At 65.8% G+C, this 24,851-nt stretch carries 24 protein-coding genes and 1 pseudogene; 7 read left to right on the forward strand and 18 right to left on the reverse strand.

Features of this window, described 5'->3' with window-relative positions:
* Positions 1-35 precede the first annotated feature (35 nt).
* The gene (locus ASG27_RS08510; protein ID WP_056416909.1) at positions 36-1,496 is read right to left on the reverse strand and encodes a sensor histidine kinase; all 1,461 of its coding nucleotides are present in this window, start codon (positions 1,494-1,496) and stop codon (positions 36-38) included.
* Entirely contained in the window at positions 1,493-2,149 is a 657-nt protein-coding gene (locus ASG27_RS08515) for a response regulator (RefSeq protein WP_056167888.1), read from the reverse strand. The genes ASG27_RS08510 and ASG27_RS08515 overlap by 4 nt, the downstream gene beginning before the upstream one ends.
* Positions 2,150-2,260: 111 nt before the next feature.
* Between ASG27_RS08515 and ASG27_RS08520 the strand changes: the two genes are divergently transcribed.
* Together ASG27_RS08520 and ASG27_RS08525 are read left to right on the forward strand one after the other, a co-directional pair.
* The gene (locus tag ASG27_RS08520) at positions 2,261-4,441 is read left to right on the forward strand and encodes a TonB-dependent receptor plug domain-containing protein (protein ID WP_162240441.1); all 2,181 of its coding nucleotides are present in this window, start codon (positions 2,261-2,263) and stop codon (positions 4,439-4,441) included.
* A gap of 77 nt (positions 4,442-4,518) precedes the next feature.
* Positions 4,519-5,043, forward strand: a complete 525-nt coding sequence (locus tag ASG27_RS08525; RefSeq protein ID WP_082485944.1) for a GNAT family N-acetyltransferase — start codon at positions 4,519-4,521, stop codon at positions 5,041-5,043.
* Positions 5,044-5,072: 29 nt separating this feature from the next.
* Here the strand turns inward: ASG27_RS08525 and ASG27_RS08530 are convergent, their stop codons facing one another.
* From ASG27_RS08530 to ASG27_RS08540, 3 genes are all read right to left on the reverse strand, one after another.
* Positions 5,073-5,753, reverse strand: coding sequence for an HD domain-containing protein (locus tag ASG27_RS08530; RefSeq protein ID WP_056416916.1), 681 nt, complete (start codon positions 5,751-5,753; stop codon positions 5,073-5,075).
* Positions 5,754-5,928: 175 nt separating this feature from the next.
* Entirely contained in the window at positions 5,929-6,855 is a 927-nt protein-coding gene (gene argF, locus ASG27_RS08535) for an ornithine carbamoyltransferase (RefSeq protein WP_200912424.1), read from the reverse strand.
* A 14-nt stretch (positions 6,856-6,869) separates the two neighbouring features.
* Positions 6,870-8,066, reverse strand: a complete 1,197-nt coding sequence (locus ASG27_RS08540; RefSeq protein WP_056416922.1) for an aspartate aminotransferase family protein — start codon at positions 8,064-8,066, stop codon at positions 6,870-6,872.
* Positions 8,067-8,337: 271 nt separating this feature from the next.
* On the opposite strand from ASG27_RS08540, the gene ASG27_RS08545 reads away from it, so the two are divergent.
* On the forward strand, positions 8,338-8,658 hold the full coding sequence (locus ASG27_RS08545; RefSeq protein WP_056416924.1) for a DUF3579 domain-containing protein: 321 nt from the start codon (positions 8,338-8,340) through the stop codon (positions 8,656-8,658).
* Positions 8,659-8,678: 20 nt separating this feature from the next.
* Here the strand turns inward: ASG27_RS08545 and ASG27_RS08550 are convergent, their stop codons facing one another.
* Positions 8,679-9,866: an AAA family ATPase gene (locus ASG27_RS08550; protein ID WP_056416927.1), complete on the reverse strand. Its 1,188-nt coding sequence runs from the start codon at positions 9,864-9,866 to the stop codon at positions 8,679-8,681.
* A gap of 247 nt (positions 9,867-10,113) precedes the next feature.
* A complete protein-coding gene (gene rpsT, locus ASG27_RS08555) occupies positions 10,114-10,416 on the reverse strand; it encodes a 30S ribosomal protein S20 (protein WP_056167912.1) in 303 nt (100 codons plus the stop codon).
* A gap of 199 nt (positions 10,417-10,615) precedes the next feature.
* Here rpsT and murJ point away from each other — a divergent pair, with 199 nt between their 5' ends.
* Positions 10,616-12,181, forward strand: coding sequence for a murein biosynthesis integral membrane protein MurJ (gene murJ, locus ASG27_RS08560; protein WP_056416930.1), 1,566 nt, complete (start codon positions 10,616-10,618; stop codon positions 12,179-12,181).
* Positions 12,182-12,263: 82 nt separating this feature from the next.
* The gene (locus tag ASG27_RS08565; protein ID WP_056416933.1) at positions 12,264-13,112 is read left to right on the forward strand and encodes a SirB1 family protein; all 849 of its coding nucleotides are present in this window, start codon (positions 12,264-12,266) and stop codon (positions 13,110-13,112) included.
* A gap of 82 nt (positions 13,113-13,194) precedes the next feature.
* Here ASG27_RS08565 and ASG27_RS08570 read toward each other — a convergent pair whose 3' ends face one another.
* Both ASG27_RS08570 and ASG27_RS08575 read right to left on the reverse strand, forming a co-directional pair.
* On the reverse strand, positions 13,195-14,067 hold the full coding sequence (locus ASG27_RS08570; RefSeq protein ID WP_056416934.1) for a hypothetical protein: 873 nt from the start codon (positions 14,065-14,067) through the stop codon (positions 13,195-13,197).
* Positions 14,068-14,206: 139 nt separating this feature from the next.
* A complete protein-coding gene (locus ASG27_RS08575; protein ID WP_200912425.1) occupies positions 14,207-15,286 on the reverse strand; it encodes a transporter in 1,080 nt (359 codons plus the stop codon).
* A 126-nt stretch (positions 15,287-15,412) separates the two neighbouring features.
* On the opposite strand from ASG27_RS08575, the gene ppk2 reads away from it, so the two are divergent.
* Positions 15,413-16,327, forward strand: a complete 915-nt coding sequence (gene ppk2, locus ASG27_RS08580; RefSeq protein WP_056169174.1) for a polyphosphate kinase 2 — start codon at positions 15,413-15,415, stop codon at positions 16,325-16,327.
* A gap of 288 nt (positions 16,328-16,615) precedes the next feature.
* Here ppk2 and ASG27_RS08585 read toward each other — a convergent pair whose 3' ends face one another.
* The 5 genes from ASG27_RS08585 to ASG27_RS08605 all read right to left on the reverse strand — a co-directional run bounded on the left by ASG27_RS08585 (position 16,616) and on the right by ASG27_RS08605 (position 19,992).
* A complete protein-coding gene (locus ASG27_RS08585) occupies positions 16,616-17,005 on the reverse strand; it encodes a histidine kinase (protein WP_056416938.1) in 390 nt (129 codons plus the stop codon).
* Positions 17,002-17,508 (reverse strand): GAF domain-containing protein, encoded by a 507-nt coding sequence (locus ASG27_RS08590; RefSeq protein WP_056416940.1) that lies wholly within the window; start codon positions 17,506-17,508, stop codon positions 17,002-17,004. The genes ASG27_RS08585 and ASG27_RS08590 overlap by 4 nt, the downstream gene beginning before the upstream one ends.
* A gap of 74 nt (positions 17,509-17,582) precedes the next feature.
* Positions 17,583-18,599: a GlxA family transcriptional regulator gene (locus tag ASG27_RS08595; protein ID WP_056416942.1), complete on the reverse strand. Its 1,017-nt coding sequence runs from the start codon at positions 18,597-18,599 to the stop codon at positions 17,583-17,585.
* Positions 18,581-19,210 (reverse strand): DJ-1/PfpI family protein, encoded by a 630-nt coding sequence (locus tag ASG27_RS08600; RefSeq protein WP_056167932.1) that lies wholly within the window; start codon positions 19,208-19,210, stop codon positions 18,581-18,583. The genes ASG27_RS08595 and ASG27_RS08600 overlap by 19 nt, the downstream gene beginning before the upstream one ends.
* Positions 19,207-19,992 carry a carbon-nitrogen hydrolase family protein gene (locus ASG27_RS08605; RefSeq protein WP_056416945.1) on the reverse strand — a complete coding sequence of 262 codons (786 nt, stop codon included), beginning with the start codon at positions 19,990-19,992 and terminating at the stop codon, positions 19,207-19,209. Before ASG27_RS08605 ends, ASG27_RS08600 begins: the two co-directional genes overlap by 4 nt.
* A gap of 461 nt (positions 19,993-20,453) precedes the next feature.
* Between ASG27_RS08605 and ASG27_RS08610 the strand changes: the two genes are divergently transcribed.
* Positions 20,454-21,626 (forward strand): extracellular catalytic domain type 1 short-chain-length polyhydroxyalkanoate depolymerase, encoded by a 1,173-nt coding sequence (locus ASG27_RS08610; RefSeq protein ID WP_056416948.1) that lies wholly within the window; start codon positions 20,454-20,456, stop codon positions 21,624-21,626.
* Positions 21,627-21,807: 181 nt separating this feature from the next.
* Here ASG27_RS08610 and ASG27_RS26615 read toward each other — a convergent pair.
* The 4 genes and pseudogenes from ASG27_RS26615 to ASG27_RS27980 all read right to left on the reverse strand — a co-directional run.
* Positions 21,808-23,054: pseudogene (locus ASG27_RS26615) on the reverse strand (methyl-accepting chemotaxis protein); the annotation flags it as partial.
* Positions 23,055-23,160: 106 nt separating this feature from the next.
* Positions 23,161-23,649, reverse strand: a complete 489-nt coding sequence (locus ASG27_RS26620; protein WP_156370673.1) for a hypothetical protein — start codon at positions 23,647-23,649, stop codon at positions 23,161-23,163.
* Positions 23,650-23,878: 229 nt separating this feature from the next.
* On the reverse strand, positions 23,879-24,268 hold the full coding sequence (locus ASG27_RS26625) for a hypothetical protein (protein WP_156370674.1): 390 nt from the start codon (positions 24,266-24,268) through the stop codon (positions 23,879-23,881).
* Between the two features lie 25 nt (positions 24,269-24,293).
* The gene (locus ASG27_RS27980; protein ID WP_156370676.1) at positions 24,294-24,638 is read right to left on the reverse strand and encodes a L,D-transpeptidase family protein; all 345 of its coding nucleotides are present in this window, start codon (positions 24,636-24,638) and stop codon (positions 24,294-24,296) included.
* Positions 24,639-24,851 lie beyond the last annotated feature (213 nt).

Consider the following 24,851-nt stretch of genomic DNA (forward strand, 5'->3'; position numbering starts at 1 on the left):
CACGACGGCCATGGCCCGCTCGGATCAGCGCCGCATCAGCCCCGGCGCGCCGCCAGCGGTATCTCCACGAAGAAGCCCACGCCCCTTCCATCCAGTCCCTGGCCCAGCCGCACTTGCCCGCCCATGCGCAGCGCGGCTTGGCGCACGATGGCAAGGCCCAGGCCGGAGCCGTTGGTGGCATGGTCCCCATCGTTGTGGCTACCGCTGCCGGCCGCATGGCCCGGGCCGCGGTAGAAGCGTTCGAACACCTTGCCCTGCTCGGCCACTGGAATGCCCGGCCCGTCGTCCTGCACCGCCAATTGCAGCGTTGTGCCACCGTCGCCCACCCGCAGGCCGACAGCCACCGTGCCGCCTGCGAGCGAGTAGCGCACCGCGTTGTCCAGCAGGTTGTGCACCACCGATTCCAGCGCGGGCAGGTCCAGCCGCGCAGTCAGGCTGTCGGGCGCGTCCAGCGACAGTTCGATCTGCCGGGCCATGGCCCGCGGCGCGGCCTGCGCCAGCGCGGCGCGCAGCCACTGCGCCACGTCCAGGTCGCGCGGGGCTGGGCGCTGAGCTTCATCGAGCGCAGCCAGGTCCAGCAGTTGCTGCGCCAGGTGCGAGGTGCGGGCGATGGCCTGCTCCAGGTGCGCCTGGGCCTGCGTGCGCTCGGCTTCGCTTTGCGAACGTGCCATGACATGGGCTTGGGCGGTGATGACGGCCAGGGGCGTGCGGATCTCGTGGGCGGCGTCCTGCACGAAGGCGCGTTCGCGCTCGACTTTCTGGCGCATGCGGGCCAGCAGGGTGTCCAGGGACTGCTCCAGTGGCTTGAGCTCGCGGTGGCGGGCGTCGAAGCCCACAGGCTGCAGGTCGTCGTTGTTGCGCCGGGCGATGCGGCTGGCCAACTGCTGCAGCGGCTTGAGGCCGTTGCGCACCGACAGCCACACGGGCACCAGCACGAAGGGCATGGCCAGCAGCAGATAGGGCAGGATGAAGCGGCCGTTGTAAGCCAGAAAGGCTGCATCCGTGCGCTTGGGCTCGAACACCTGCAAGGCCCACCGGGCGTTGTGGCCTGTGTAGATGCGGTACACGGTGCCCTCTGCGATGGCTTCGGTAATCACGCCCACCGCCTCCGGGTGCCTGGGGGGGAGATTCAGGGTCTTCAACTCATGCGAGGCAAACACCGGATTGCCGTCTGCATCACTGAGTGCGTGCAGTGTCTTGCCAGGAAAAATGCCAATCTGGCGGCGTCGTATGTAGGTCCACGTTTCGGTGGAGTCGATGGCCGCTGCAGCGTGTGCGGGGTCGGTCACGTCCTGCAGAGACACCAGCAGGGCGTCTCCGTACTTTTGCAGGCCCGGGTCGTTGGTGATGGTGTGTTTGTAGGTCATGAAGATGTAGCACAGCAACACCCCCCAGACCAGCACAAACGCCAGCAGCACCGATACCACGCTGCGGCGCACCAGGGTGGGCTCGGCCAGCCGCTGCCATCTGGCGCGCAATGTCGTGCGTGCGCTCATGCTTGAAGCAGGTAACCCACGCCACGCACCGTGCGGATCAGCTCCGGCCCGATCTTGCGGCGCAGGTTGGACACATGCACTTCGATGGCGCCAAAGTCCACCGGCTCGCCCAGCGGGTCCAGCCGCTGCGCGATCACGCCCTTGGGCACCACGGCGCCGGGCTCGCGTGCCAGCTCCAGCAGCAGCTGAAACTCGCGCGGCGACAAGTCCAGCGCCTCGCTGCCACGCCGCACCTGGTGGCGCCGGGGCTCGATCACCAGCTCGCCCAGCACCCAGCGCTCGCTGGCCTGCCGCGCGCTGCGGCGCAGTACCGCGCGGATGCGCGACATCAGCTCGGCCGTGGCAAAGGGCTTGATCACGAAGTCGTCCGCGCCGCCGTCCAGCCCCGCCAGCCGGTCCTCCACCGCCGAGCGCGCGGTGATCACGATAACGGGCACCTGCTCCCCCTGCGCCCGCCAGCGTGCCAGCAGGTCGAACCCGCTGCCGTCGGGCAGCGTCAGGTCCAGCAGCACGCAGTCCACGGTGGTGGCATCCACTGTGGCGGGCGCGTCCACCGCGCGGCGCAGCCACTCGCTGGTCAGTCCCTCGACCTTCAGTGCCGACTGCAGGGCCCGGCCCAGGTCCAGGTCGTCTTCGATGAGCAGGATGTGCATGGGGGGATTGTGGCGGTTTGCACCACGGTTGGACGGGGCAACAGCATGTTGGCGCGCCGTCTTTGGCTGCGCTTAAGACACGCGCTGGACAATGACCGGAGGAGGGTAGGTATGAGAAAAATCAAGCGCCATGCCGCGATGTGGATGACTTGTCTGGCGGGCCATGCTGCGTGGGCCCAGGGTCAGGCCGAGGGTGCGGGTGCACCCCCGCAACTGGAGGGCGTGACGGTGACGGCGCGCCGCTCGCTCGAGCAGCGCTTCTTTGCTGCGGGCTCGCTGGTGGTGGTGGACCGCAACGACATCGAGCAGATGGGCGCTTTCTCGGTGGCCGATGTGCTGCGTCAGTTGCCCGGCGTGCAGGTGACGCCGTCAGGGGACGGCAGTGTGGAGATTCGCATGCGCGGCATGGACCGTGGCGCGACCCAGTTGCTGGTGGATGGACAGCGCGTAGGCAGCAAGCGATCGCAGTTGCCCATCGACCAACTGCCGCCAGAGCTGATCGAGCGCATCGAGGTGGTGCGCGCGCCGACGGCGGAGTTCTCAGGGGCCACGGGCGGCACCATCAACATCGTGCTGCGCCAGGCCACGGTCAAGCGCGAGACAGTGCTGCGCCTGACGGACAACCATGTGTGGGGGCGCGATGCGGGCCAGGCCTTCTTCTCGCGCACGGGTCCTATCGGCGCCACGCCGACACGGGCTGGCGATGAGAGTGATGCAGCGCCCAGCCCGCCGTGGTCGTACTTCGTGGCCGCGTCGGCCACAGGGCTGCTGCTGGGCTCGGACACCCACCGCAGCACGCAGCGTGCGGGTGTGGAAGTCGCCCAGTCGGACACCAGCGCTCGCTACCGGCGCACCGACTATGCGTTGGTCCCGCGCGTCAGCGGTCGGCTGTCGGCGCAAGACCAGCTCACGCTGCGCGCAACGTTCAGCCGGGGCGAGTTTGCCGGCGAGTCTGTCAGCGTGGGTAGCGGTGATGGAACCTATGCGCTGAGTTCACAGGAAGCGCACCGTTACGAGCGCCGCTACCTGCAGGCCGCGGCCGACTGGACGCACCGCTTTGCCGCCAGCAAGCTCGAAACCACACTCGCCACAAGCCGGGCAAGTGACACCGTGGACCGCGATGGAACGCTGGTCCGCGCTGCGGGAATGGCGGGGGCCGCTGCAGTGACCGACAGCTACAGCTTTCTGGATGACCGGCGGGAGGACCTGGTGAGCCTGAGTACCAAGCTCACCGGCACCACCAGCGCTTTGCTCTGGAGCGTGGGTGCGCAGCTGGAAGACCGTCAGTTGCACGTCCGCACGACAGCGAGTGGCGAGTTGCCGTCGAACACTGCGTTGGAGTCTGGAATCCGCCGCGCCGTACTGTGGGGGCAAAACGAATGGGAGCTGCCCGCCAACACCACGCTCACCCTCGGGTTGCGGGGCGAGCAGGTCACGCTCCATGGTGGCAGCTCGCTGGTGGCGGGCCAGAGGCAATGGAACATTTTGCAGCCCTCGCTGCACACGCGCACACCGCTGTCCGACGATCTGCAATGGCGCTTCAACCTGGCCCGCGTAACGCAGCTGCCGCGCGTGTGGGACCTGGTGGACCGGACCATTCCCAGCCAGGGCAGCAACAGCCTGAGCAACCCCGACACCATGGGCAACCCGAACCTTCGCCCTGAAGTGACGTGGACGCTGGACACAGGCTTCGAGCGCCGGCTGGCGGCGGGCCACATGGGCTTGAACGTTTTCGTGCGCAGGGTGAGCGATGCGCTCGCGCCCACGCTCCAGCTACAGGGCGCACGCTGGGTCGAGCAGCGCAGCAACGTGGGCGACGCCATGGTCTGGGGCCTGGAGACGGACGCCCGCACCGGCCTGGGTTGGCTGGGGCTGGCCAGCGACTGGACGCTGTCTGCCAACGCCAGCCTGCTGCAGTCGCGCATGACCAGTGGGCGCAACGAGGGCCAGCGCATTCCCGGGCAAGCCCGCTACATCGTCACGTTGACTGCAGCCCGCCCTATGCCGCGCGGCGGCGGTTGGTACGGCGGCGCCACGCTGTCGATGACCGGGCCTGCAGACCAGAATGTCGACCCGGTGTTGACGGGGCGCAGCCGTGCCCATGCGATGCTGGATGTGTACGTGGGGCAGTTGGTGCGGGGCCTGGGTTACTGGCGGCTCGGTATCTACAACGTGGGGGACGCACGCTTTCGCCGCGACCGTGTAGATGCATCGGGCCCGGTGCCGCTACTGAGCACCAGCAGCATGCGGCTGACACCGCGTGTGTACCTGACGGTGGGCACGCAGTTCTGACGGTGGCTGCCGCCTTGTCTTGCCCCTGGCTGCGCTGAGCGGTTCAATCCCACCTGTCTACCCATCGCCTGGAAATCATGGATGCTCCCAACGCTTTGATCGAACTGCGGCAGCTGTCTGCCGCCAATGCGGAGGTGTTTTCGTCGCTGCGCCGCGAACTGACAGCGGACAACCCGATACCCATGGGTCTCACGTTGGAGGAAGAACTGAGCCGCTCTCTGGACGGCTTCAGGGAGCAACTGGCGTATCCGGCGCCGAATGCCGTATTCGGAGTCTTTTGCGATGGTGTGTTGGCGGGGACGGCAGCCGTGGCATGGCAGAGCAAATTCGCATCGTCTCGCCACAAGGTATTGTTGTGGGGCACTTTTGTTTCCCCACGGTTCAGACGCCGAGGTTTTGCGCGCAGGCTGGTTGTGCGGGCCATTGAGCACGCACATGCTCAAGGTGCGCGGCGGATCAATCTCATGATGTATTTGCCCAACGATGCGGCGGCCCAGCTGTACCGGTCGCTGGGTTTCTCGACATACGGTGTGGAGCCGGAGGCCGTGTGTCTTGACGGGGCGTACTTCGACGCTGCGCTGATGAGCCTGCGGTTGGACTGAGCCCTGCGCGGGGTGGCCCTGTTACCTGCTCAGCCGTACAAGCGGCCTGAGGAAAGGGCTTGCAAGGCGTTCTGGAGGTTTGCGCGCGCCTGTGCCTCATAACGCTCGTGGAACCACTCCGAGCCATATATCCGCGGCCGCTCCACAAACCCCTGCAGCACCGCGCTGCGGCCCGCCACGTAACGCGGCCAGCGGACAAAGAAGTATTCACGCCGCACGTTGCGCTCGAACTGGCGGTAGACCGCCTCGCTCTGGCCGAGGATGGACAGGTCGATATCGACAACCCATTTCGCATCACCGGCCAGGGTGCCCGGGTTGTGGCGGGTGTCGAGGATGTGCTGGTGCACGCTGAGAACCATGGTTTCGGGCAGTCCCTGGCTGCGCAGGAAGCGCACGGCCCAGTCAGCGCTGCGCTGCTCGTTGTGGCGGCTCCACGGCCAGTAGACCGCGTCGTGGTACCACAGCGCCAGGGCCACGGCATGGGGGTCTTGCAGGGCACCGGGCTGCGGGTCCTGCACGGCGTGCAGGTGCCGCAGGCAGGCCCACAGGTGCGTGGTGTCGTGGTACGCGCGGGGCCAGTGGGCCCAGCTCAGGATGAGGCGGCGGCCCTCGGCGCGCCAGGCGGGGGTGTCGCGGCCCAGCGCCTGGCCCAGCGCGTTCCAGTGCGCCTGCAGTTCGGCGCTGTGGACGGGCTGGCGGCGCCAGGACATGGTGGAGCGGTGGATCAGGCCACGCGGCCGAGCAAAAGGTACTCCATGAGTGCCTTTTGCACGTGCATCCTGCTGTGGCTTCGGCGCGCGGCCTGCGGCCGCTTCATGTCCGCTGTGCGGACATGAGCCTGCGCCGAAACAGGCTGCTGGCGCTGGCGCGCCACCGGATTGCATGTCATGCAATCCGGCCGAGCAAAAGGTACTCCATGAGTGCCTTCTGCACGTGCATCCTGTTTTCTGCCTCGTCCCAGACCACCGACTGCGGCCCGTCGATCACATCGGCTTCGACCTCTTCGCCGCGGTGGGCGGGCAGGCAGTGCATGAAGAGGGCATCCGGCTTGGCGGCGGCCATCATCTCGGTGTCCACGCACCAGTCGGCAAAGGCTAATCTGCGCTCTTCGTTCTCGGCCTCGTAGCCCATGCTGGTCCACACGTCGGTGGTGACCAGGTCCGCACCCTGGCAGGCTTCGAGCGGGTTGCTAAAGAATTGATAGCTGCCCGCGCTGATCCCACGGGCGCCAGCAGCCAGTTTCTCGTCCACTTCGTAGCCGCGCGGGGTGCTCACATGCACCTTGAAGCCCAGCAGCGATGCCGCCTGCAGCCAGGTGTTGGCCATGTTGTTGCCGTCGCCCACCCAGGCCACGGTCTTGCCCTTGATGGCGCCGCGGTGCTCGATGTACGTGAAGATGTCCGCCAGGATCTGGCAGGGGTGGTATTCGTTGGTCAGGCCGTTGATGACGGGCACGCGCGAGTTGGCGGCGAAGCTTTCGATCTTGGCTTGTTCGTACGTGCGGATCATCACCAGGTCGACCATGCGGCTGATGACCTTGGCGCTGTCTTCGATGGGCTCGGCGCGGCCCAGCTGGCTGTCGCCCGTGGTCAGGTGCACCACGGAGCCGCCCAGCTGGTACATGCCGGCCTCGAAGCTCACGCGGGTGCGCGTGCTGGCCTTCTCGAAGATCATGGCCAGCGTGCGGTCCACCAGGGGGTGGTGCTTTTCGTAGGCCTTGAACTTCTTCTTGATGAGCGCGGCGCGCTCGAAGAGGTACGCGTATTCGTCGGCGGTGAGGTCGTTGAACTGCAGGTAATGTTTCAGCGTCATGGCGTGCTTGCTCTTCATTCAGCCAGGATGGCTTTGACCAGCGGGGTCAGCTTGGCGACGATCTCGTCGGCCTCGGCAGTGGTGAGGATCAGCGGCGGCACCAGGCGGATCACGGTGTCGGCGGTGACGGACAGCAGCAGGCCAGCCTCGGCCGCGCGGGCGATCAGGGCGCCGCAGGGCTTGGCAAGCTCGATGCCCAGCATCAGGCCCTGGCCGCGGATGTCCTTGACGCCCGGCAGGCTGCCCAGCTCGCGCTGCAGCGCCGCGCGCAGGTGGTCGCCCACCTTGGCCGCGTTGGCCAGCAGGCCATCTTCTTCCATGATGCGGATGGTCTCGACCCCGGCGCGCATGGCCAGCGGGTTGCCGCCGAAGGTGGTGCCGTGGTTGCCGGGCTGCAGCACGTTGGCGGCCTTGGGGCCGGCCACCACCGCGCCGATCGGCACGCCCGAGCCCAGGCCCTTGGCCAGGGGCATCACGTCGGGCACGATGCCCGCCCATTGGTGGGCGAACCACTTGCCGGTGCGGCCCATGCCGCACTGCACTTCGTCGATCATCATGAGCCAGCCGCGCTCGTCGCACAGCTTGCGCAGCTGCTGCAGGTATTCGATGCGCATGCCGTTGATGCCGCCTTCGCCCTGGATGGTCTCGAAGAACACGGCCACCACGTTGGGGTTGCCTTCGGTGGCCTTCTTGATGGCCTCGATGTCGTTGAGCGGCACGCGGATGAAGCCTTCAACCAGCGGGCCGAAGCCGTTGTGGATCTTGGGGTTGCCGGTGGCCGACATGGTGGCGATGGAGCGGCCATGGAACGCTTTCTCGTACACCACGATCTCGGGCTTGGCGATGCCCTTGTCCACGCCGAACTTGCGGGCGATCTTGAGGGCCGCCTCGTTGGCTTCGAGGCCCGAGTTGCAGAAGAACACGTTCTGCATGCCCGACAGCTCCACCAGTTTGGCGGCGAGCTGCTCTTGCAGCGGCACGTGGTAGTAGTTGGAGGTGTGGATCAGCTTGGTGAGCTGGTCCTGCAGCGCGGGCACGAGCTTGGCATGGTTGTGGCCCAGCGTGTTCACGGCGATGCCGCCCAGGCCGTCCAGGTATTCCTTGCCGTTGACGTCCCAGACTCGGCTGCCCTGACCGCGGGCCAGCGCGATGGGGACGCGGCCATAGGTGTTCATCACGTGGGGCGAAGCTGCCGGGGTGGTAGCGGTCATGCAGAAATCTCCTGACGGTGCGGTGAATGGGCTGCCCTGTTGGGATCAAAGCCCGAGAAAGCGAAGCACGATTCTAGGGGGAGCACGGTGAACGGCTGTTGACGATTGCGCATTACTGCAATGCCGTGCGTTGGCAGCAGTCCGGGCCTGATTCCCGATGCCGGCCGTGGATTAGAGGGGTAGCTCTTATATAAGAGTTAGAATGTCGCGTTGCGGTGCAGCATGCAGTGATCCTGCCTTGGGGCGCCCTTACTACCACTCCAATCCCCCGATGGTTTCCCCCTCCTCCAAAGAAGTCTTCATCCAGGGCATCACCCACGACGGGAAGACCTTTCGCCCCAGTGACTGGGCCGAGCGGCTGGCCGGGGTGATGAGCAGCTTCCGCCCGGGCGGGGCGCGGCCTGGCAGCCATCTGAGCTACTCGCCGTGGTGCATTCCGACGACGCTCAATGGCGTCAAGTGCGTGGTGGTGCACCGCGACCTGCAAGGGCACGAGCCCATGGCGTGGGATTTCGTCATCAACTTCGCACGCGACAACAACTTGCAGGTGGCCGAGGCCTGCCTGCTGCCCGACCCGCCGCCCAAGGGCTGAAGGCGCAGCGCCCGGGTTGTTTAGCGCTGGACGTTGCTGCCCGCAGGCCCCGCGCGCAGCAACTGGTCCGCCTGCAGCCGGTTCATCCAGGCCTTTTCCACGAACGGGTCGGTCACGCCGTAGTGCCCGTGCTTCACACGCATGAGCAGGTTGGCCGAGGTCATCATGCCGATGATGCCCTGCACCTCCTGGGCCGTGACCTCGCGGCCGATCTGCGCGGCGTAGGTCTTGAGCGCCTCGCCGGTAAAGACGCCCTTCACGTCGCCGCCGATGCTGCAGATGCGCGAGAACACCGCCTCCGCCAGCGGGCCCATGGCCTCCACCTTCTGCAGTTCCACATCGGCCGCCGCGGCGCCCAGCGACTGCGCAATGGTGGGCAGGTGCTCGTCCGGCAGGGCATCGGCGGGCAGGCTGCGCAGCACGTTCAGCGCCTTCATCAGCTCCTCCGGCCGGCTGCCCATGCTGCGAAAGGCAGATTCTGTGACGTCGGCCGAAGGCAGCATGGCGCCCAACTGCGGGCGGACCTGCTCCAGCACGTAGTCGATGAAGTCCCGCCCCAGCACCGGAAACTCGTTGGTCACCGCGCCGTTGAAGGCCTGGTTGCCCTTGAGCGTGAGCTCCTGCACCCGCGCGCGGTGCGAGCCGGTGCCGATGAACAGGAAGTATCCAGGGGTGTCGGGGCGGGTGTTGATGGCGTCGCGCGCGGCCTTGAGCGCGTGCAGCAGGTGGTCGCCGTCGGCGCTGCCCAGGGCGTGCTGCACCTCGTCGATGATGAGCACCACGTCCGTTCTGGCCTGGTCGATCAGTGCCTCGAAGGCGTGGGCCAGGGTGGTGCCGTCGTCCTTGCCCACGTCGGCCAGCTTGAAGCCAAACTTGAACCCTGCCGCCCCGGCCTCGACGCTGGCGACCTGTTGGAGGCGCTTCAAGATGCCCGAGCCGGGCGTCTGCAGGTCCTTGAGCGTCTTGCGGATGGCCTCGTGCACCAGGTCCGCCGGGTTGGCCTGGGGCTGGCTCCACAAATCCACATAGACCACGATGGCGCCCAGCGCCTCGAGCGCAGGGATGAGGTCGGTCGCGAGGAACGTGGTCTTGCCCACCCGCCGCTGGCCCGACAGGAACAGCCCGGAGCGCAGGGACGTGTCCAGGAACGAGGGCCTGAGCAACTGCGTGGCCATCTGCTCGGCAAGGGCGGTGCGGCGGAACGTCATGGTTTATGGATTTTTATGAAATTCCAATAATTATGATCAATCCATAATTTGCCGTAAAGCCTGATGGCGTGCATTCTGAAGCGACGGCTCTGGATAAGGAGCGCCAAACCGGCGCAAAGCGTTCGGAAACGAAAAAACCGCCCGAAGGCGGTTTTGTTCGTTTGCTGGCAGCGCACCCGTTACAAACGGCGAACGGCACATGCCGTTCGGGCTGTTTGCCTGAAGTGAATCAGGCGGAAAATGAGTTTTAAGCGGCTGCCAGAGCCAGGGTCTTCACCTTGGCAGACAGACGGCTCTTGTCGCGAGCAGCCTTGTTCTTGTGGAAGATGCCCTTGTCGGCCACGGAGTCCACCACGGCTTGCATCTTGGCGAACAGTTCGGTCGCCTTGGTCTTGTCGCCAGCCAGAACAGCCTTTTCGACGTTCTTGACAGCGGTACGGTACTTGGAGCGCAGCGAGGTGTTGGCTGCGTTCAGCTTGGTGTCCTGACGGACGCGCTTGCGGCCCGACGCCAGGCGCGGGTTCTTCTTCTTGGGTTTAGCGGATGCCATGATTTAGTTCCTTGAGTCTGAGGATGATGCCAGCAAAGCCCGCGATTATAGCCCAGACCGGGTTTCAGCTGCCACCACACTCAAAAGCCGGCGCAGCGCCATCGCCTGCGCACCCAGGGCGTGGGCTTCGCCCTGCCACCCGATGCGTCCCCGCCTGGGGAGAAGCCGCGCAGCGGCACAGGGGGAATACACTCCAGCGGTGTCATTGCTCAAAGCCGCCTCCACCGTTTCCCTGCTGACCCTGGCCTCCCGTGTGACGGGACTCATGAGCCAGTTGCTCATGGCCTCGATGTTCGGGGCCAACGCCCTGACCGACGCCTTCCAGGTCGCCTTCCGCATCCCCAACCTGTTCCGGCGGCTGTTTGCCGAAGGGGCGTTCAGCCAGGCCTTCGTGCCGGTGCTGGGCACCGCCAAGACGCAGCAGGGCGAGGAAGCCACGCACAAGCTCATCTCCGCGGTGGCCACCGCCCTGGCCTGGGTGTTGCTGCTGGTATGCATCCTGGGCGTGGTCGGCGCGCCGCTGCTGGTGTGGGCGCTGGCCAGCGGCCTGCGCCAGAACGCCGAGGCCTACGACGCAGCGGTGCTGATGACGCGCTTCATGTTCCCGTACATCGGCTTCATGTCCATGGTCGCGCTGTCGGCGGGCATCCTCAACACCTGGAAGCACTTCGCCGTGCCCGCCGCATCGCCCGTGCTGCTCAACGTGTGCATGATCGCCGCGGCCTGGCTGGGTGCGCCGCAGCTGGAGGCCCGCGGCATCGAGCCCATCTACGCCATGGCCGGCGGTGTGATGCTGGGGGGCGTGCTGCAGCTGGCCGTGCAGATACCGGCCCTGGTGCGCCTGGGTCTCATGCCGCGCATCGGCGTCACCTGGGGCACCGTGCGTGCCGCCTGGGCCGACCCCAGCGTGCGCCGCGTGCTCACGCTCATGGGGCCGGCGGTGCTGGGCGTGGGGGTGGCGCAGATCTCGCTCATGATCAACACGCAGATCGCCTCGTACCTGGCGCCGGGCAGCGTGACCTGGCTGTTCTATGCGGACCGGTTGATGGAATTCCCCACCGCGCTGCTGGGCGTGGCGCTGGGCGTGGTGCTCACCCCACAGCTCACGGCGGCCAAGGCGGCGGGCGATGCCGAGAAGTACTCGGCCATGCTCGACTGGGGCCTGCGCATCGTGGTGCTGCTGGCCGTGCCCTGCGCGGTGGCACTGCTGACCTTTTCCACACCGCTGGTGGCCACGCTGTTCCACTACGGCAAGCTCACCGACGACGATGTGGGGCAGATTGCGCTCGCGCTGTCGGGCTACGGCGCCGGGCTGATCGGCATCGTGGCCATCAAGGTGCTGGCGCCCGGCTACTACGCCAGCCAGGACGTGCGCACGCCCGTGAAGATCGCCATTGCCGTGCTGGTCATCACGCAGTTGCTCAACATCGCGCTGGTGCCTTTCATCGCCCACGCGGGCCTGGCCTTGTCGATTGGTCTCGGGGCCCTGGTCAACGCGCTGTGGCTGCTGATCGGCCTGCTGCGGCGCGGCAGCTACCAGCCGCTGCCGGGCTGGGGCATGTTCGCCTTGCAGGTGATTGCCGCCAGCGCCTTGCTGGCCGTGCTGCTGCTCTGGGGCTCGCAGCATTTCGACTGGGTGGACATGAAGGGGCAGACCCTGCGGCGCATAGGGCTGCTGGCGGCGCTCATGGCGGCCGCTGCCGCGCTGTATTTCGGCGCGCTGTGGGCGGCGGGGCTCAAGCTGCGCCAGTTGCTGCGGCGCTGATGCCGGTGATGCTGGTAACAGCCTGGCAAAACCTGGGTTTGTGCAGCTTGACGCCAGGGCAGGGTGCACTTACAACAACGCCATGCCCCTGAGTCTTTCCGTGCCCACCTCGCTCGAGTACTTTGCATCGCTGGTGCAGAGCGACGACCACTTTCCGCTGCTGGAAGCCGCCGCCAGCCTCGCCCAGGACGAGTACCCCGAAATGGACGTGCAGCTGCTGCTGGGCGACATGGACCAGCTGCTCGCGCGCATCAAGCGCCGCCTGCCGGTCGATGCGCCCGCGCTGCAGCGCCTGCGCACGCTCAACCAGTTCTTCTTTGCCGACCTGGGCTTCGCCGGCAACATCAACAACTACTACGACCCCGAGAACAGCTACCTCAACGCCGTGCTGCGCACGCGTCGGGGCATTCCGATCTCGCTGGCCATCCTGTGGATGGAACTGGCGCAGGGCCTGGGCCTGCACGCGCGCGGCATCGCCTTCCCGGGGCACTTCATGGTCAAGGTGCTGCTGCCCAAGGGGCAGGTGGTGCTCGACCCGATCTCGGGCCAGTCGCTCAGCCGCGAGGAGCTGTCCGAGCGGCTGGAGCCCTACAAGCGCCAGAGCGGCCTGGTGGACGACTACGACGTGCCCCTGGGCCTGTACCTGCAGGCCGCCACGCCACGCGACATCATTGCGCGCATGCTTCGCAACCTGAAGGAAGTGCACCGCACCCAGCAGGACTGGCAGCGGCTGATCTGCGTGCTGGACCGCCTCATCGTGCTGCAGCCGCAAGCCTGGGGCGAGTGGCGCGACCGGGGCCTGGCGCATGCCGAACGCGGCAACAACGCCGAAGCCGTGGTGGACCTGGAAACCTATCTTGACCATGTCGAGGACGGCCTCGACATCGACCTGATCTCCGACCGCCTGAGCGCCTTGCGCAGCGCGGGCTGACCTGCTGCAGCGCAGGCAGGCAGGCACGCCTGCCGCCTGCGCGCCGGGCACCTTGGGGTCAGCGCGGAACGAAACCCCGTGCCTAGAACGGCGCGCCGTCCGCTGGCAGGGCCGCCTGCAGTTGAAACAGCTGCCGGCGCAGCTCGGTGTTCTCGGCCGTGAGTTCGGCCACGCGGTGGCGCAGCGCCTGCAGTTCATCAGCGCCTGAGCCTGCGCCTGCGCCAGTGTCGGCGTCAGCGCCTTCGGCCTCTGGCGACGGGGCGTCTTCCTTGGGCTTGCGCTTGTTGAGTTCACGCACGCGCTTGGCGGCCTGCTTGAGCTCGTCCTTGCCCGCTGCGACGGCGGCCACCTGCTCCTCGGCAGGCAGCGTAGCCACGGCAGCGGCGGCGTTGATGGAGATGGTGCCGGACTTCACCGCGGCCACCAGCTCGGGCGCGGCCTGCTTCTGGATTTTCTCGATCATCACCACCTGGCTGCTGCTCAGGCGGGCGGCCTTGGCGATCGCCTCGCGGCTGCTCAACGGGTCGGGCGCGGGCAGTGCGGCCATCGCTTCGGGGGCGGCTGCGGGCACATCGGCCATGGCCGTGGCGGCCGACTCAGCGGGTTCGGCCGCCGTGGTGGCGCGGGCCTTGCGGTCCGCGATGATCTCGCGCTTGCGCAGGGCCAGCACACCGCGCTGGAAGTCGGACACGCTGCGGCGCCCCAGGTGCTGGTCGATCATCCACAGGTGCACGTCTTCCATCGACTGAAAGCGCGGGTTCTGCACCGTCTGGAAGGGCAGGCCGTGCTTTTGGCAGATGCCATAGCGGTTGTGGCCGTCCACCAGCACATCGCCCCACAGCACCAGCGCATCGCGGCAGCCTTCGGCCAGGATGCTGCGCTCCAGCGCCTCGTGCTCGTCAGGGGTCAGGGGTTCGATATAGGCTTTGAGTTCTTCGTTGACGACGATGTTCATGGCAGGCAGGGCAGGGCTTGGGAGGGCGAATCGGAGGCGGGCAAGGGGCGCGATTGTAGACATGCCCGGCCACCGGCCCCGCGCAATCGCCCCGCTGCGCTGCGCTGATGCAGCAGCTCAGCGGCCGCTGACCCTTCGCTCACCGGTCGCGCGCATCCCGCAGCGCCAGCCAGCCTGCCACGGCCGTGAAGGCCACCACCACGGCCACGATGATCCAGAAGCCGTGCGGCTCGTCCGCCAGCGGCACGCCGCCCACGTTCATGCCGAACAGGCCCGCCAGGATGTTGATGGGCAGGGCCAGCACCGTGACCACCGTCAGCACGAACAGGCTGCGGCTGTTGGCCTCCTGTACGCTCGCGGCGATCTCTTCCTGCAGCAGCTTGATGCGCTCCTGCAGGCCCTGCATGTCGCGCAGCACCACCGAGAACTCTTCGGTCGAGTCGCGCAGCTCCTGCGCGTCGTCCGCCCCCATCCAGGCGGGCGGGTGCTGCAGCAGCCGAAAGAGCGCCGCAGGCTCCGGCGCCAGCAGCCGCTGCAGGCGTACCAGCAGCCGCCGCAGCACGCCCAGGCGGGCGCGCTTGTGGTCCAGGCGGCCTGCCAGCAGCGCGTCTTCCACATCGTCGATGCGCTGCGTCACGCCACGCACGATGTTCACCAGGCCCGACGCCTGCGTGCGCATCAGCTCGGCCAGCAGCCCCACGCTGGAGCGCGGCGCCTGCCCGCTGCGCACCGCCGTGCGCAAGGCATCCACCGACCGCAGGGGGCGCGTGCGCCCCGTCACCATCAGGTGCGGCGCCACGCTGGTCCACAGCGTGGCGATGTCCGACGGCTCGAACGCGAAGTCGAAATGCGCGTCGTTGAGCACCGCGATCAGCGTGTCGTCGTCGCGCTCGATGCGGGTAGAGACCGATCGGTCCTTGAGCGCGTCGAAGAACGCTTCGGGCAAGTGGGCATGCCGCTCCATCCAGCGCACGGCCTGGGCCTGGCTCAGGTTGAAGTGCAGCCACAGGAACTCGCCCTGGGCTGCGTCGGTGATGCCATGCGCCTGCAATGCCAGCCACTGGGCGGCCTGCACCGAGTCCACCTCCCGCGGCAGGGCGTCGTCGCCCAGCAGATAGCCGCAGATGAGCCCTGCGGCATCGCCACCATAGTTGAGGCTGGCGTGGAGGGCGCCCGGAACAGGCGGGCTGGGGGGAGCGGGGGTTGCAGGCGTGGGCACGGACGTGCATGATGGAGCGCCGTTGTGACGCTGCGGTGACAGATCATGGTGCTGTCATGCCGCTGTCACGGCAACGTCACTCGCCGGGAGCACCATGGCGCTCTTTGTGTGAAGACCCTGACGCCCATGCTCTACAACAACGCCCTCGACACCCAGGAACTGATGCAGCGCATCGCCAATGACCTGATCGACAGCTACGACGAAGAACTGGAGCTGGAGATCGAAGACCGCGAGGTGGATGACATCGGCGCGCCCACGGCCGCCGACAAGCTCGCACGCCAGCAGTATTTCAAGGAACTGTTCCGCCTGCAGGGCGAACTGGTCAAGCTGCAGGACTGGGTACAGCACAGCCGCGAGAAGGTGGTGATCCTGTTCGAGGGGCGCGACGCCGCGGGCAAGGGCGGCGTGATCAAGCGCATCACCCAGCGCCTGAACCCCCGCGTGGCCCGCGTGGCCGCACTGCCCGCACCGAACGACCGCGAGCGCACGCAGTGGTACTTCCAGCGCTATGTGGCGCACCTGCCAGCCGCTGGCGAAATGGTGCTGTTCGACCGCAGCTGGTACAACCGCGCCGGCGTGGAGCGCGTGATGGGCTTTTGCTCGGACGACGAGTACGAAGAGTTCTTCCGCACCGTGCCCGAGTTCGAGAAGATGCTCGTGCGCTCGGGCATCCGCCTCATCAAGTACTGGTTCTCCATCACCGACGAAGAGCAGCACCTGCGCTTTCTGGGCCGCATCCACGACCCGCTCAAGCAGTGGAAGCTCAGCCCCATGGACCTGGAGAGCCGGGTGCGCTGGGAGGCCTACACCAAGGCCAAGGAAACCATGCTCGAGCGCACCCACATCCCCGAAGCCCCCTGGTGGGTGGTGCAGGCCGTCGACAAGAAAAAGGCGCGGCTGAACTGCATCGCGCACCTGCTGTCGCAGATGCCGTATGAAGAGGTGCCGCACCCCACCGTGGTGCTGCCCGAGCGCGTGCGCAACCCCGAGTACCTGCGCCAGCCCGTGCCTGCGTCGATGTACGTGCCCGAGGTGTACTGAGCCGCCTGGCTCAGGCAGCCTGGGCGGTGAGCGGCTCCAGGCGCCCGCCGGCTTGAGTGCCCTCTGCATGGGGCGATAGCCGGATCGGCTGCGGGCCTGTTGGATTGCTCGGCAAGTTGGCCGGCTCGCCGGCTCGCCGCTTGGCAGTTAGGCAGTTAGGCAGTTAGGCAGGTCCGCAGTGCGCTCGGTTGCTGGTTCAGCAAACCAATTGCGGTGCTACTATTTTTATAGCTGCTACCGCTTGCACATCAAGCGATAGGGCATCAAAAAATCAAAATCCAGTGCGCGCTACGCCGTGCCTTTGAGCATCTGGATCGTCGAGATCACATCCCGCACCTTGAAGGGCTTGAGCAGCACGCGCCGCACCTGCAGGGCCTTCATCTGCACGGCGGTGGAGGCGTCGACCTGGTCCGTGGTGACGGCCACGGGCACCTGGGCGTCCACCGCGAACTGGGCGCTGCGCACCCGCTCCAGCAAGGCCACCGCTTCGGCCACCTCATCCAGCGACACGATGACGCCCGAGAAGCCTTTGTTCGTCAACTGCTGCTGCGCGTTGCGCACGCTGTTGACCTGGCGCACCGGCGGCAGGTTCAGTTGGCGCGCGGTGGCCACGATGATGCTGCCCGTCAGCGAGCTGGGCTCGACCAGCAGGATGTCTTGCTGCGAGGTGGGGCTCATGGGGCCACCTCCTCGCGGGCGCGGCGCACCAGTTCTTCCACCGCCAGGTCGCGCAGTGACCCGAGGATGGCCAGGTCGACCTCGTCGAGTTGGCGCGGTGTGCGGTCGATCAGGCACAGCGTGCCGATGTTCTGCCCGCCCGGCATCTTGAGCGGCGCACCGGCGTAGAACTGGATGTGGGGGTCGCCGGTGACCATGGGGTTGTCGGCAAAGCGGTCGTCCAGCGTCACATCGGGCACCACCATGGTCTCGTCCTGCAGGATGGCGTGGCCGCAAAACGAGATGCCGCGCCCGGTCTCGCACACGTCCAGCCCGACGCGGGCCTTGAACCACTGTCGGTCTTCGTCGATGAGCGACAGCAGCACGATGGGCATGTCGAACTCGTCGGCAGCGAAAGCGGTGAGCCGGTCGAAGCGCTCTTCGGGTGGGGTGTCCAGGATCAGCAGCTGGCGCAGGGCCTGCAGGCGGTCATCCTCGTTGGCGGGGCGAGGGGGCTCTTTCATGGCGGTGTGGGGTAGCAGTCGCGATGGCGTCGATTATGGCCGTGGCTGTGGCCACTGCGCGGGCACCTCGTGGGTCAGTGGGGTTGACCCCGCCCCGCGCCCTGGGAGGGCGTGCCGCCCCGGCCGAACTGGTGCCAGGCGCGGCGCAACTGCGTGTCGGAGCTGAAGCCCGCCATCTGCGCCGCCTGCGTCACGTTGCGCCCGGACTGCAGCGCCGCCTCGGCCGTGGCCAGGCGGATGCGGCGCAGGTAGGCCAGCGGGGCAATGCCCGCATGCTCCAGAAACAGCCGCGTGAGGTGCCGCGGCGAGGTATGCGCCACCTCGGCCATGGCGGGCACGCTCCACTGGGCTTGGGGCTGCTGGCCCACGGCGTCCTGCACGCGGTGCAGGGCGGCGTGCAGGTGGTTGCGGTGGTGCAGAAACGGCGAGAACTGCGGGTCATCCGGCCCGCGGCGCAGCACGATCACCATGGCCTGCGCCACCTGCACCGCCACCGTGGGGCCGCACAGGTCCGAAATGCGGTGCAGCAGCAGGTCGATGCCGGTGGTGACGCCCGCGCTGGTGTACACCGGCCCGTCGGTCACGAACACGCGGTTGGCGGCCACGTCGCAGCGCGGGTCCACCTCGGCCAGCTCGTCCAGGTGCAGATGGTGCGTGGTGGCGTGCCGCCCGGTCAGTAGCCCCGCGTGCGCCGCCAGCACGGCACCCGCGCACACGGTCACCAGTTCCAGCTGCCCGGCCACCAGCCGCAGGCCGCGCAGCCAGTGCAGCAGCGCCTGCGCTTCTTGGCCGCTCACATCGATGCGCTGGCCCACCAGGCCGACCAGCACCACCCACGCCGGGCTGGGCAGCGTGTCGGGCAGCGGTGCCAGCCCGCTGATCGCGACCCCCACCGACGAGAGTGACTCGGGCGTGGGGCTCACGAAGTGCTGCACGAATCGCTCGGGCAAGCCGCGCGCGCGCAAGGTCTGGTTGGCGATGCGCAGTGCCTCGGCCGGGCCCGCCCAGTCCAGCACCAGGCTGCCGGGCAGCAGGGCGAAGTAGACGTGGATGGGGGTGGGGGTGGGTGGGGTCAGGGCTGCGGGTTCCATGGCGTGTCCAATTGGCGGGCAGTGCGCTTTGACAGCGCCTCGCTCACCAGGCGCGTCACCAGATGCAGGCTCATGTCGATGCCCGCGCTGATGCCGGCCGACGTGACCAGGGCGCCCCGGTCCACCCAGCGCACATTCTCTCGCACGTCGAGCGCCGGAAACTGCGCGCGCAGGTCGGCAATGTCTTCCCAGTGCGTGGTCACAGGCCCGTCGGTGACCACGCCGGCTGCCGCCAGGATGAACGCGCCGGTGCACACCGACGCCGTGATCTGCGCGCCGCGCGCCGCCTGGGCGACCCAGGCACGGGTCTGGGCGCAGGCTGCGGCGGCATCCACCACGCCGCCGGGCACGATGAGCACGTCGGGCGCCGTGGCGGTGGTGAAGTCGGCGTCCGGCAGCACGCGCAGGCCGGCACGCGCCTGCACGGGCGCCAGGCTTCGGGCCACGCACTGCACGGCAAACGGCGCGGGTGCGCCGGGCTGCAGGCGCTGCTGCATGCGCGTGGCGGTGGTGAACACTTCGTAGGGGCCACCCAGGTCCAGCGCTTCCACCTCGTCGAAGACGAGGATGGCGATGTTCAGGGGGTGTGGAGCTGCAGTGATTGAGGTCATGGCCGTGGTGAAGTCGAAGAAAAGACGTAGCGCGGGTAGGTGGCCTGCGCGGCGGCCGGGGCCTGCAGGTCCAGGTCGACCGTGCAAAACGGCTGCGCGGGCGAGGTGCGCGCCAGCAGCGCGCCGTCGGGGCTGATGACCCAGCCCGCGCCGCCGTAGGTGCCGGCGGCGGTGTCCACGCGGTTGGACGACAGGCTGTAGGCCCCGGTGCGTGCGGCGGCCACGGTGCCCACGGCCAGCCACTTGGCGGTGGTGGCGGCAGCCGTCGCGCGCGGCGACAGGATGGCCTGCACGCCACCCAGCGCGGCGTAGTCGCCGTAGGTGTCCAGGGCCCAGAGTTCGGAGCAGATGTTGAGCCCGAACGCGAGCGCCCCGGCGTCAAAGCGGGGAAAGGCCGCATCGCCGCGCTCGAACCAGTGTGCCTCCCAGCCGCCGGGCTCGTCAGGCAGGTGGAACTTGCGCCGCAGCGGCGTGTAGCCGCCCAGGCGCGACCAGGCAAAGCCTTCGTTGAGGCGCCGCCCGCCCACCGTGACCGGGCGTGCGCCCACCACCCAGTCCGCGCCCAGCTCGTGCAGGCGCGCCTGCCAGGCATCGCTCAGCGCCACGGCGGCATCCCAGCGGGCGGGGTCCGGGGGCAGGGTCTCCCACACGGGCTCGACGAACGCAAACTCGGGCAGCAGCACCAGCGTCGACCGCTCGGCGCGGGTGTGCGCGCACAGCGCCGCCCAGGCGCGGTCGAGCAGCGCGGGGAGGTGGGGGAGTTCACAGACGGTGGCGCGCATGATGGTGGGTCCTGGTGTGTGGGTTTTTGGGTGATCCATCGGGCATCCGTCCAGCGTCATCACGGTGCCATCACTATGGGACATCGCAGTGAGACGGGGCGGATGCCATGGTTCAAGGCATGGCGCCTATGGTGCCTGGCCTCCAGGTACACGTCCGAACCCCGCGGGACAGGTTTCGATCAAATTGAGACATCCCGCAGGCCCGATGGGCGGACCCGGCGCACGCCACCGTCCACGGCGCAGTTGAAGGACTTGGAATATGGCAAAAAATGGCCTCTACCGCTTGCCTGGATTACGCTAGAAGCTATCAAATTGATAGTGGATGCGCGCAGGGCCCGAGATGCTGTTAAGGTGGCTAGGGTTTTCCCTTATCTGTCGATCACGCTTTTCTCCAGCGCCCTCGTCATCGAGGCCTCCCCGACACCGCCTCTGCCACTGCCTCTACCGCTTCATCCACACCCATGGCCCGACGTTCACGCATGTTCTCCCTGTCGGCGCTGACGCGGGCGTACCAGCGCAACCTCAAGGCCCTGGTGCGCGCCACGCGGCCCGCGGCCACGCCCAAGAAGACCAAATCGCTGAAGGCGGTGTCGCCCTTGCGGGCAGGGGCTTTGGCCCCCGCGCGGGCGCCTGCGGCCCCACGCAGTGCCAGCCGCGTGCGCAAGCCGCGGGTGGCGGCGGTGCGGGGCGAGTGGCTGGCCGGCGTGGCCCCGGGGCCGGCCGGGGCGCGGCGCTACCACCTGTTCGTGCCGCCGGGGTTGGTGGCACGGCCTGGCGAGACCTTTCCGCTCCTGGTGATGCTGCACGGCTGCGGCCAGACGGGGCGCGATCTGGCCGTGTCGTCGCGCATGAACCGGCTGGCCGCGCGCGAGCGCTTCCTGGTGCTGTACCCCGAACAGGAGCGCGTGGCCAACGCACACGGCTGCTGGAACTGGTTCGAACGCCGCAGCGGCAAGGCCGAGGCCGAAGCGGCCACGCTGCTGGCTGCCGTCGACAAGGTGGCCCGCCGCCAGCCGGTGGACCTGTCGCGCGTGGGAGTGGCGGGCTTGTCGGCGGGGGCCAGCATGGCGGTGCTCATGGCGGCCACCTACCCCCACCGGTTCTGCGCAGTGGCCATGCACTCGGGGGTGGCCCCGGGCACGGCAGAGTCCGCTGCCACCGCCATGGCCGCGATGGGCGGACGGCGCGAGGCGCAGTTGCCCGAGCCCGTGCTGGGGGCTGCGGCCGATCTGCCTGCGCAGCCCCGCGGTGCCACGGCCACGGCCGCCGCCGCAGTGGCCGCAGGCGCGCCGGGGGCCGCCGCCGCGCTGCCCCCCCTGCTGGTACTGCACGGCAACGCCGACAGCGTGGTGTCGGTGCGCAATGCCACCGCCACGGCGGCGCTGTGGGCCGACAAGCTGGGTGCCCGCGCCGGGGCGGTGCGCATCCTGCAGCGCGGGCAACGCCACGCCACGCAGGTGACGGAGTTCAAGGCCCGCGGCCGCACCGTGGTGGCACTGCGCGAGGTAGTGGGCCTGGCGCACGCATGGAGCGGCGGCGCGGCCGACCAGCCCTACAGCGACCCGGCCGGGCCCGATGCGTCCGCGCTCATCTGGGCTTTTGTGGCCAAACAGTTCGATCGCAGGAAAGCCTGATCAAAAACAGCGGCTGGCGCTTGATGGACAAGCGCTGGAAGCTATGCTTTTGGTAGCGTCTGGCGCGGGTGTCCGGCGCGGTGTCGGGCGCAACGCAGGTCAGCCCGTTCGATCCATCCAGGCAGAGGGCCGGCCGTGCCGCGGCGCATGCGCCCGGCCTCCCGCCCGCCCGTCTTTTTTTCTACCGCAACTGGCGCGGCGCTCCCGCAGCGGGCAGGGCCGGCGCTGCCTGTCCAACGCCACCGCCACCGTGCCCTGCCTGCAACTGAAAGGCTGCCACCACCTGCTGCAGGTCGTGGGCCTGATGCTGCAGCGCGGCGGCTGCTGCCGTGGCTTCCTCCACCAGTGCTGCGTTCTGCTGCGTGCCCTGGTCCATCTGCGCCACGGCCTGGTTGATCTGCTCGATGCCGTCGGTCTGCTCGCGGCTGGCCTGGCTGATCTCCTCGATCACCGACGACACGCGCTGCACGCTGTCCACCACGTTCTGCATGGTGGTTCCTCGGCCGACCGGCCGATGAGCGCCTTGATCTCCTTGGCCGCCTCGGACGAGCGCTGCGCCAGGCTGCGCACCTCGCTGGCCACCACCGCAAAGCCCCGGCCCTGTTCGCCTGCGCGCGCGGCCTCCACCGCAGCGTTCAGCGCGAGGATGTTGGTCTGGAACGCAATGCCCTCGATCACCCCGGTGATGTCCGACACCTTGCGCGACGACGCATCGATGGAGCCCATGGTCAGCACCACCTTCTCGACCACCGCGCCGCCCTGGCGTGCTACCTCGGAGGCCGACTGCGCGAGCACGCTGGCCTGGCGCGCGTTGTCGGCGTTCTGCTTCACGTTGGACGTCATCTCTTCCATCGACGCGGCCGTTTGCGCCAGCGCGCTGGCCTGCGACTCGGTGCGGCCTGACAGGTCGTGGTTGCCCAGCGCGATCTCCCGCGATGCGCTGGCGATGTGCTCGGTACCGTCGCGCACGCGCTGCACGATGCGGTGCAGGCTGTCGCGCATGGCCTGCATGTCCAGCATCAGGCTCGACTGGTCGCCCGTGCGGGTGGCCACGTCCACCGACAAATCGCCTTCGGAGATGCTGCGCGCAATGGTGCGGGCATAACCGGGCTCGCCGCCCAGCTGGCGCAGCGGGGTGCGCGCGATCAGCGTGCCCTCCACCAGCAGCGCCGCGCCCAGCGCCAGCGCTATGGCGCAAAAGCCCAGGGCGCGCTTCCAGATGGCTGCATCCACGGTGTCGATGTACACGCCCGAGCCGATCACCCAGCCCCAGGGCGCAAAGCCTTTGACGTACGAGGTCTTCTCCACCGGCGTGTCGCTGCCCGCCTTGGGTCACAGATAGGGCACGAACCCCGCACCGTTGGCCTGCACCATGCGCACGAAGTCCACGAACAGCTGCTTGCCGTTCGGGTCCTTGTTGGCGGTCAGGCAACTCGCTCGGCACAAACCCGCACTGCCGCTGGCGGGGCTGGAAAACTTGTTATGAATCCAAGCAATTAAATATTATTAAGGTTTCTCGGCAATAAAAATGATTTTATTCGCAACTCTTTTTATGCTTATTTATTCGAAAGACTCCATCTGATGGGAGCATGACATCTTCTCCATCGGTGCCCGCTCTTGCCGAATAATTCCAGAAAATCAGGGTAGAGTTTTCTTTGGTGATCTTGCAATGATGTTTCATGAAGTATTTGATTTGGATGTTTCGTGTTACTGATCCTTGGGGCGGGATTTCAATGAAATTGGGATTGGAGCCAATTGGATAATATAGGGGAATCCTATTTAGTGCTTCCGTTTCTTCGAATCCTGAGAAATTAATTCCACGAACAAGCAGCGAGAATGGTGCTGCATCTTCTCTAATTTTTAAAATGTGTGAAGATTTATTTTGCAATGTTATTGCTAACTCTTCATTGGCATCATTGTATTTAATATAAATTTTGTAATCTATAATGTTACTTGATGTCTCGCCGCTGAAAGAGATCTCGGTGAATGAAACAATAATTAATGTTAAAAGTAGTTTAAGCATTTTATTTTGGATGTGTGCATCGATTGCCCTTTCTTAACTGTATTTTGTCTCTATTCTTATTTCTTGCTAATCTTCGAAATATTTATTGCTTATTGAGTGACCCACGTTTGTGTCACATGTAAAAACTGGCTTTGTATTTTTCCGGATTTTTTTAAAAAGCGTCTTCAATTTTTTTCATCGACTCGCCGGTGTGTTTTCCCTCTTTATCCAAGGCCGTTTAATTGAGGGTTTATTGCCCGCTTTGAGTGAAGTACAGATTCTTAGGTTGATCAGCGTTGTTGTTTGAGAAGTATTCAATGTAAGCCGCTTCTGGTTTGGCGGAGTTTCTGCAAAATTTATACCAAATTCTCACTGCAATTCCGATGTTGAGTTTTTTAATTTCTTCATCTCCCCCAAAGGCGGAATATGCGTGTTCTAGCCTGCTTAGGCGGATGCTCACTAGTTTATTGCTGGCGTAATCTTTTACAATGATCTTTTGTTCATTTTTTTGTATCAAGTGTCCCGCTAAATTTCTGTCCGAAATTTTTTCTTCGCTACCATCCGGTACGGGATAAACACATTTTGCATTTGAAAATGTTGCAAAAAATATTGTTAATATAAAAATATGTGTTTTTTTCATTTATTAATCAAATGGTAAATTTTTTTTATATGCGGTTATTGATTTTTTTTGCCGAAGTTTTTCCGCTATTGGGTATTTCACCATTACTAACATAGTCTATTGAACTGTTGGGGTTGTTTGCTTTAAAACTCTCTGATTTTTTACACAGATTTTCAACATCTTCGTTTTGCGCCCGGGTGCACCCCAGGGTTGCGTTCCAGCCTTGGCGGGCAGATAGTGGTTCCTTTAGGCCTGAACCTCCTCCATGAATCCACCGCCCTCTATCGTCTGTTGTTCTCCATTTGGCGGTTCCGAATGCTTTGCTGGATTTTGGGTATTCGCAATAGGTGAATTTTCCAGTATATTCGCCTGAAGCCCCATCTTTCGACAACTAGCGGGGTTGGCTTCGTCGGGTAGTTGCTGCGATGCTTTAAATACAGTCTTTATAGAAAGAACAGGCTGCAATAAAAAATATCATAAAATAAATAGGTATAAAAGCTAACCCCGCAATAATCCAATTTTTCAATCCATATTTAAGTCCAAAAATGTAAGTGAGAGCTATTATTGAGAGTGATAATAAATCTCTTTGTACGTCATTATTAAT

Origin of the sequence: Acidovorax sp. Leaf191 (assembly GCF_001424425.1) — a bacterium.
In the GTDB taxonomy this organism is placed as follows: Bacteria; Pseudomonadota; Gammaproteobacteria; order Burkholderiales; family Burkholderiaceae_C; genus Acidovorax.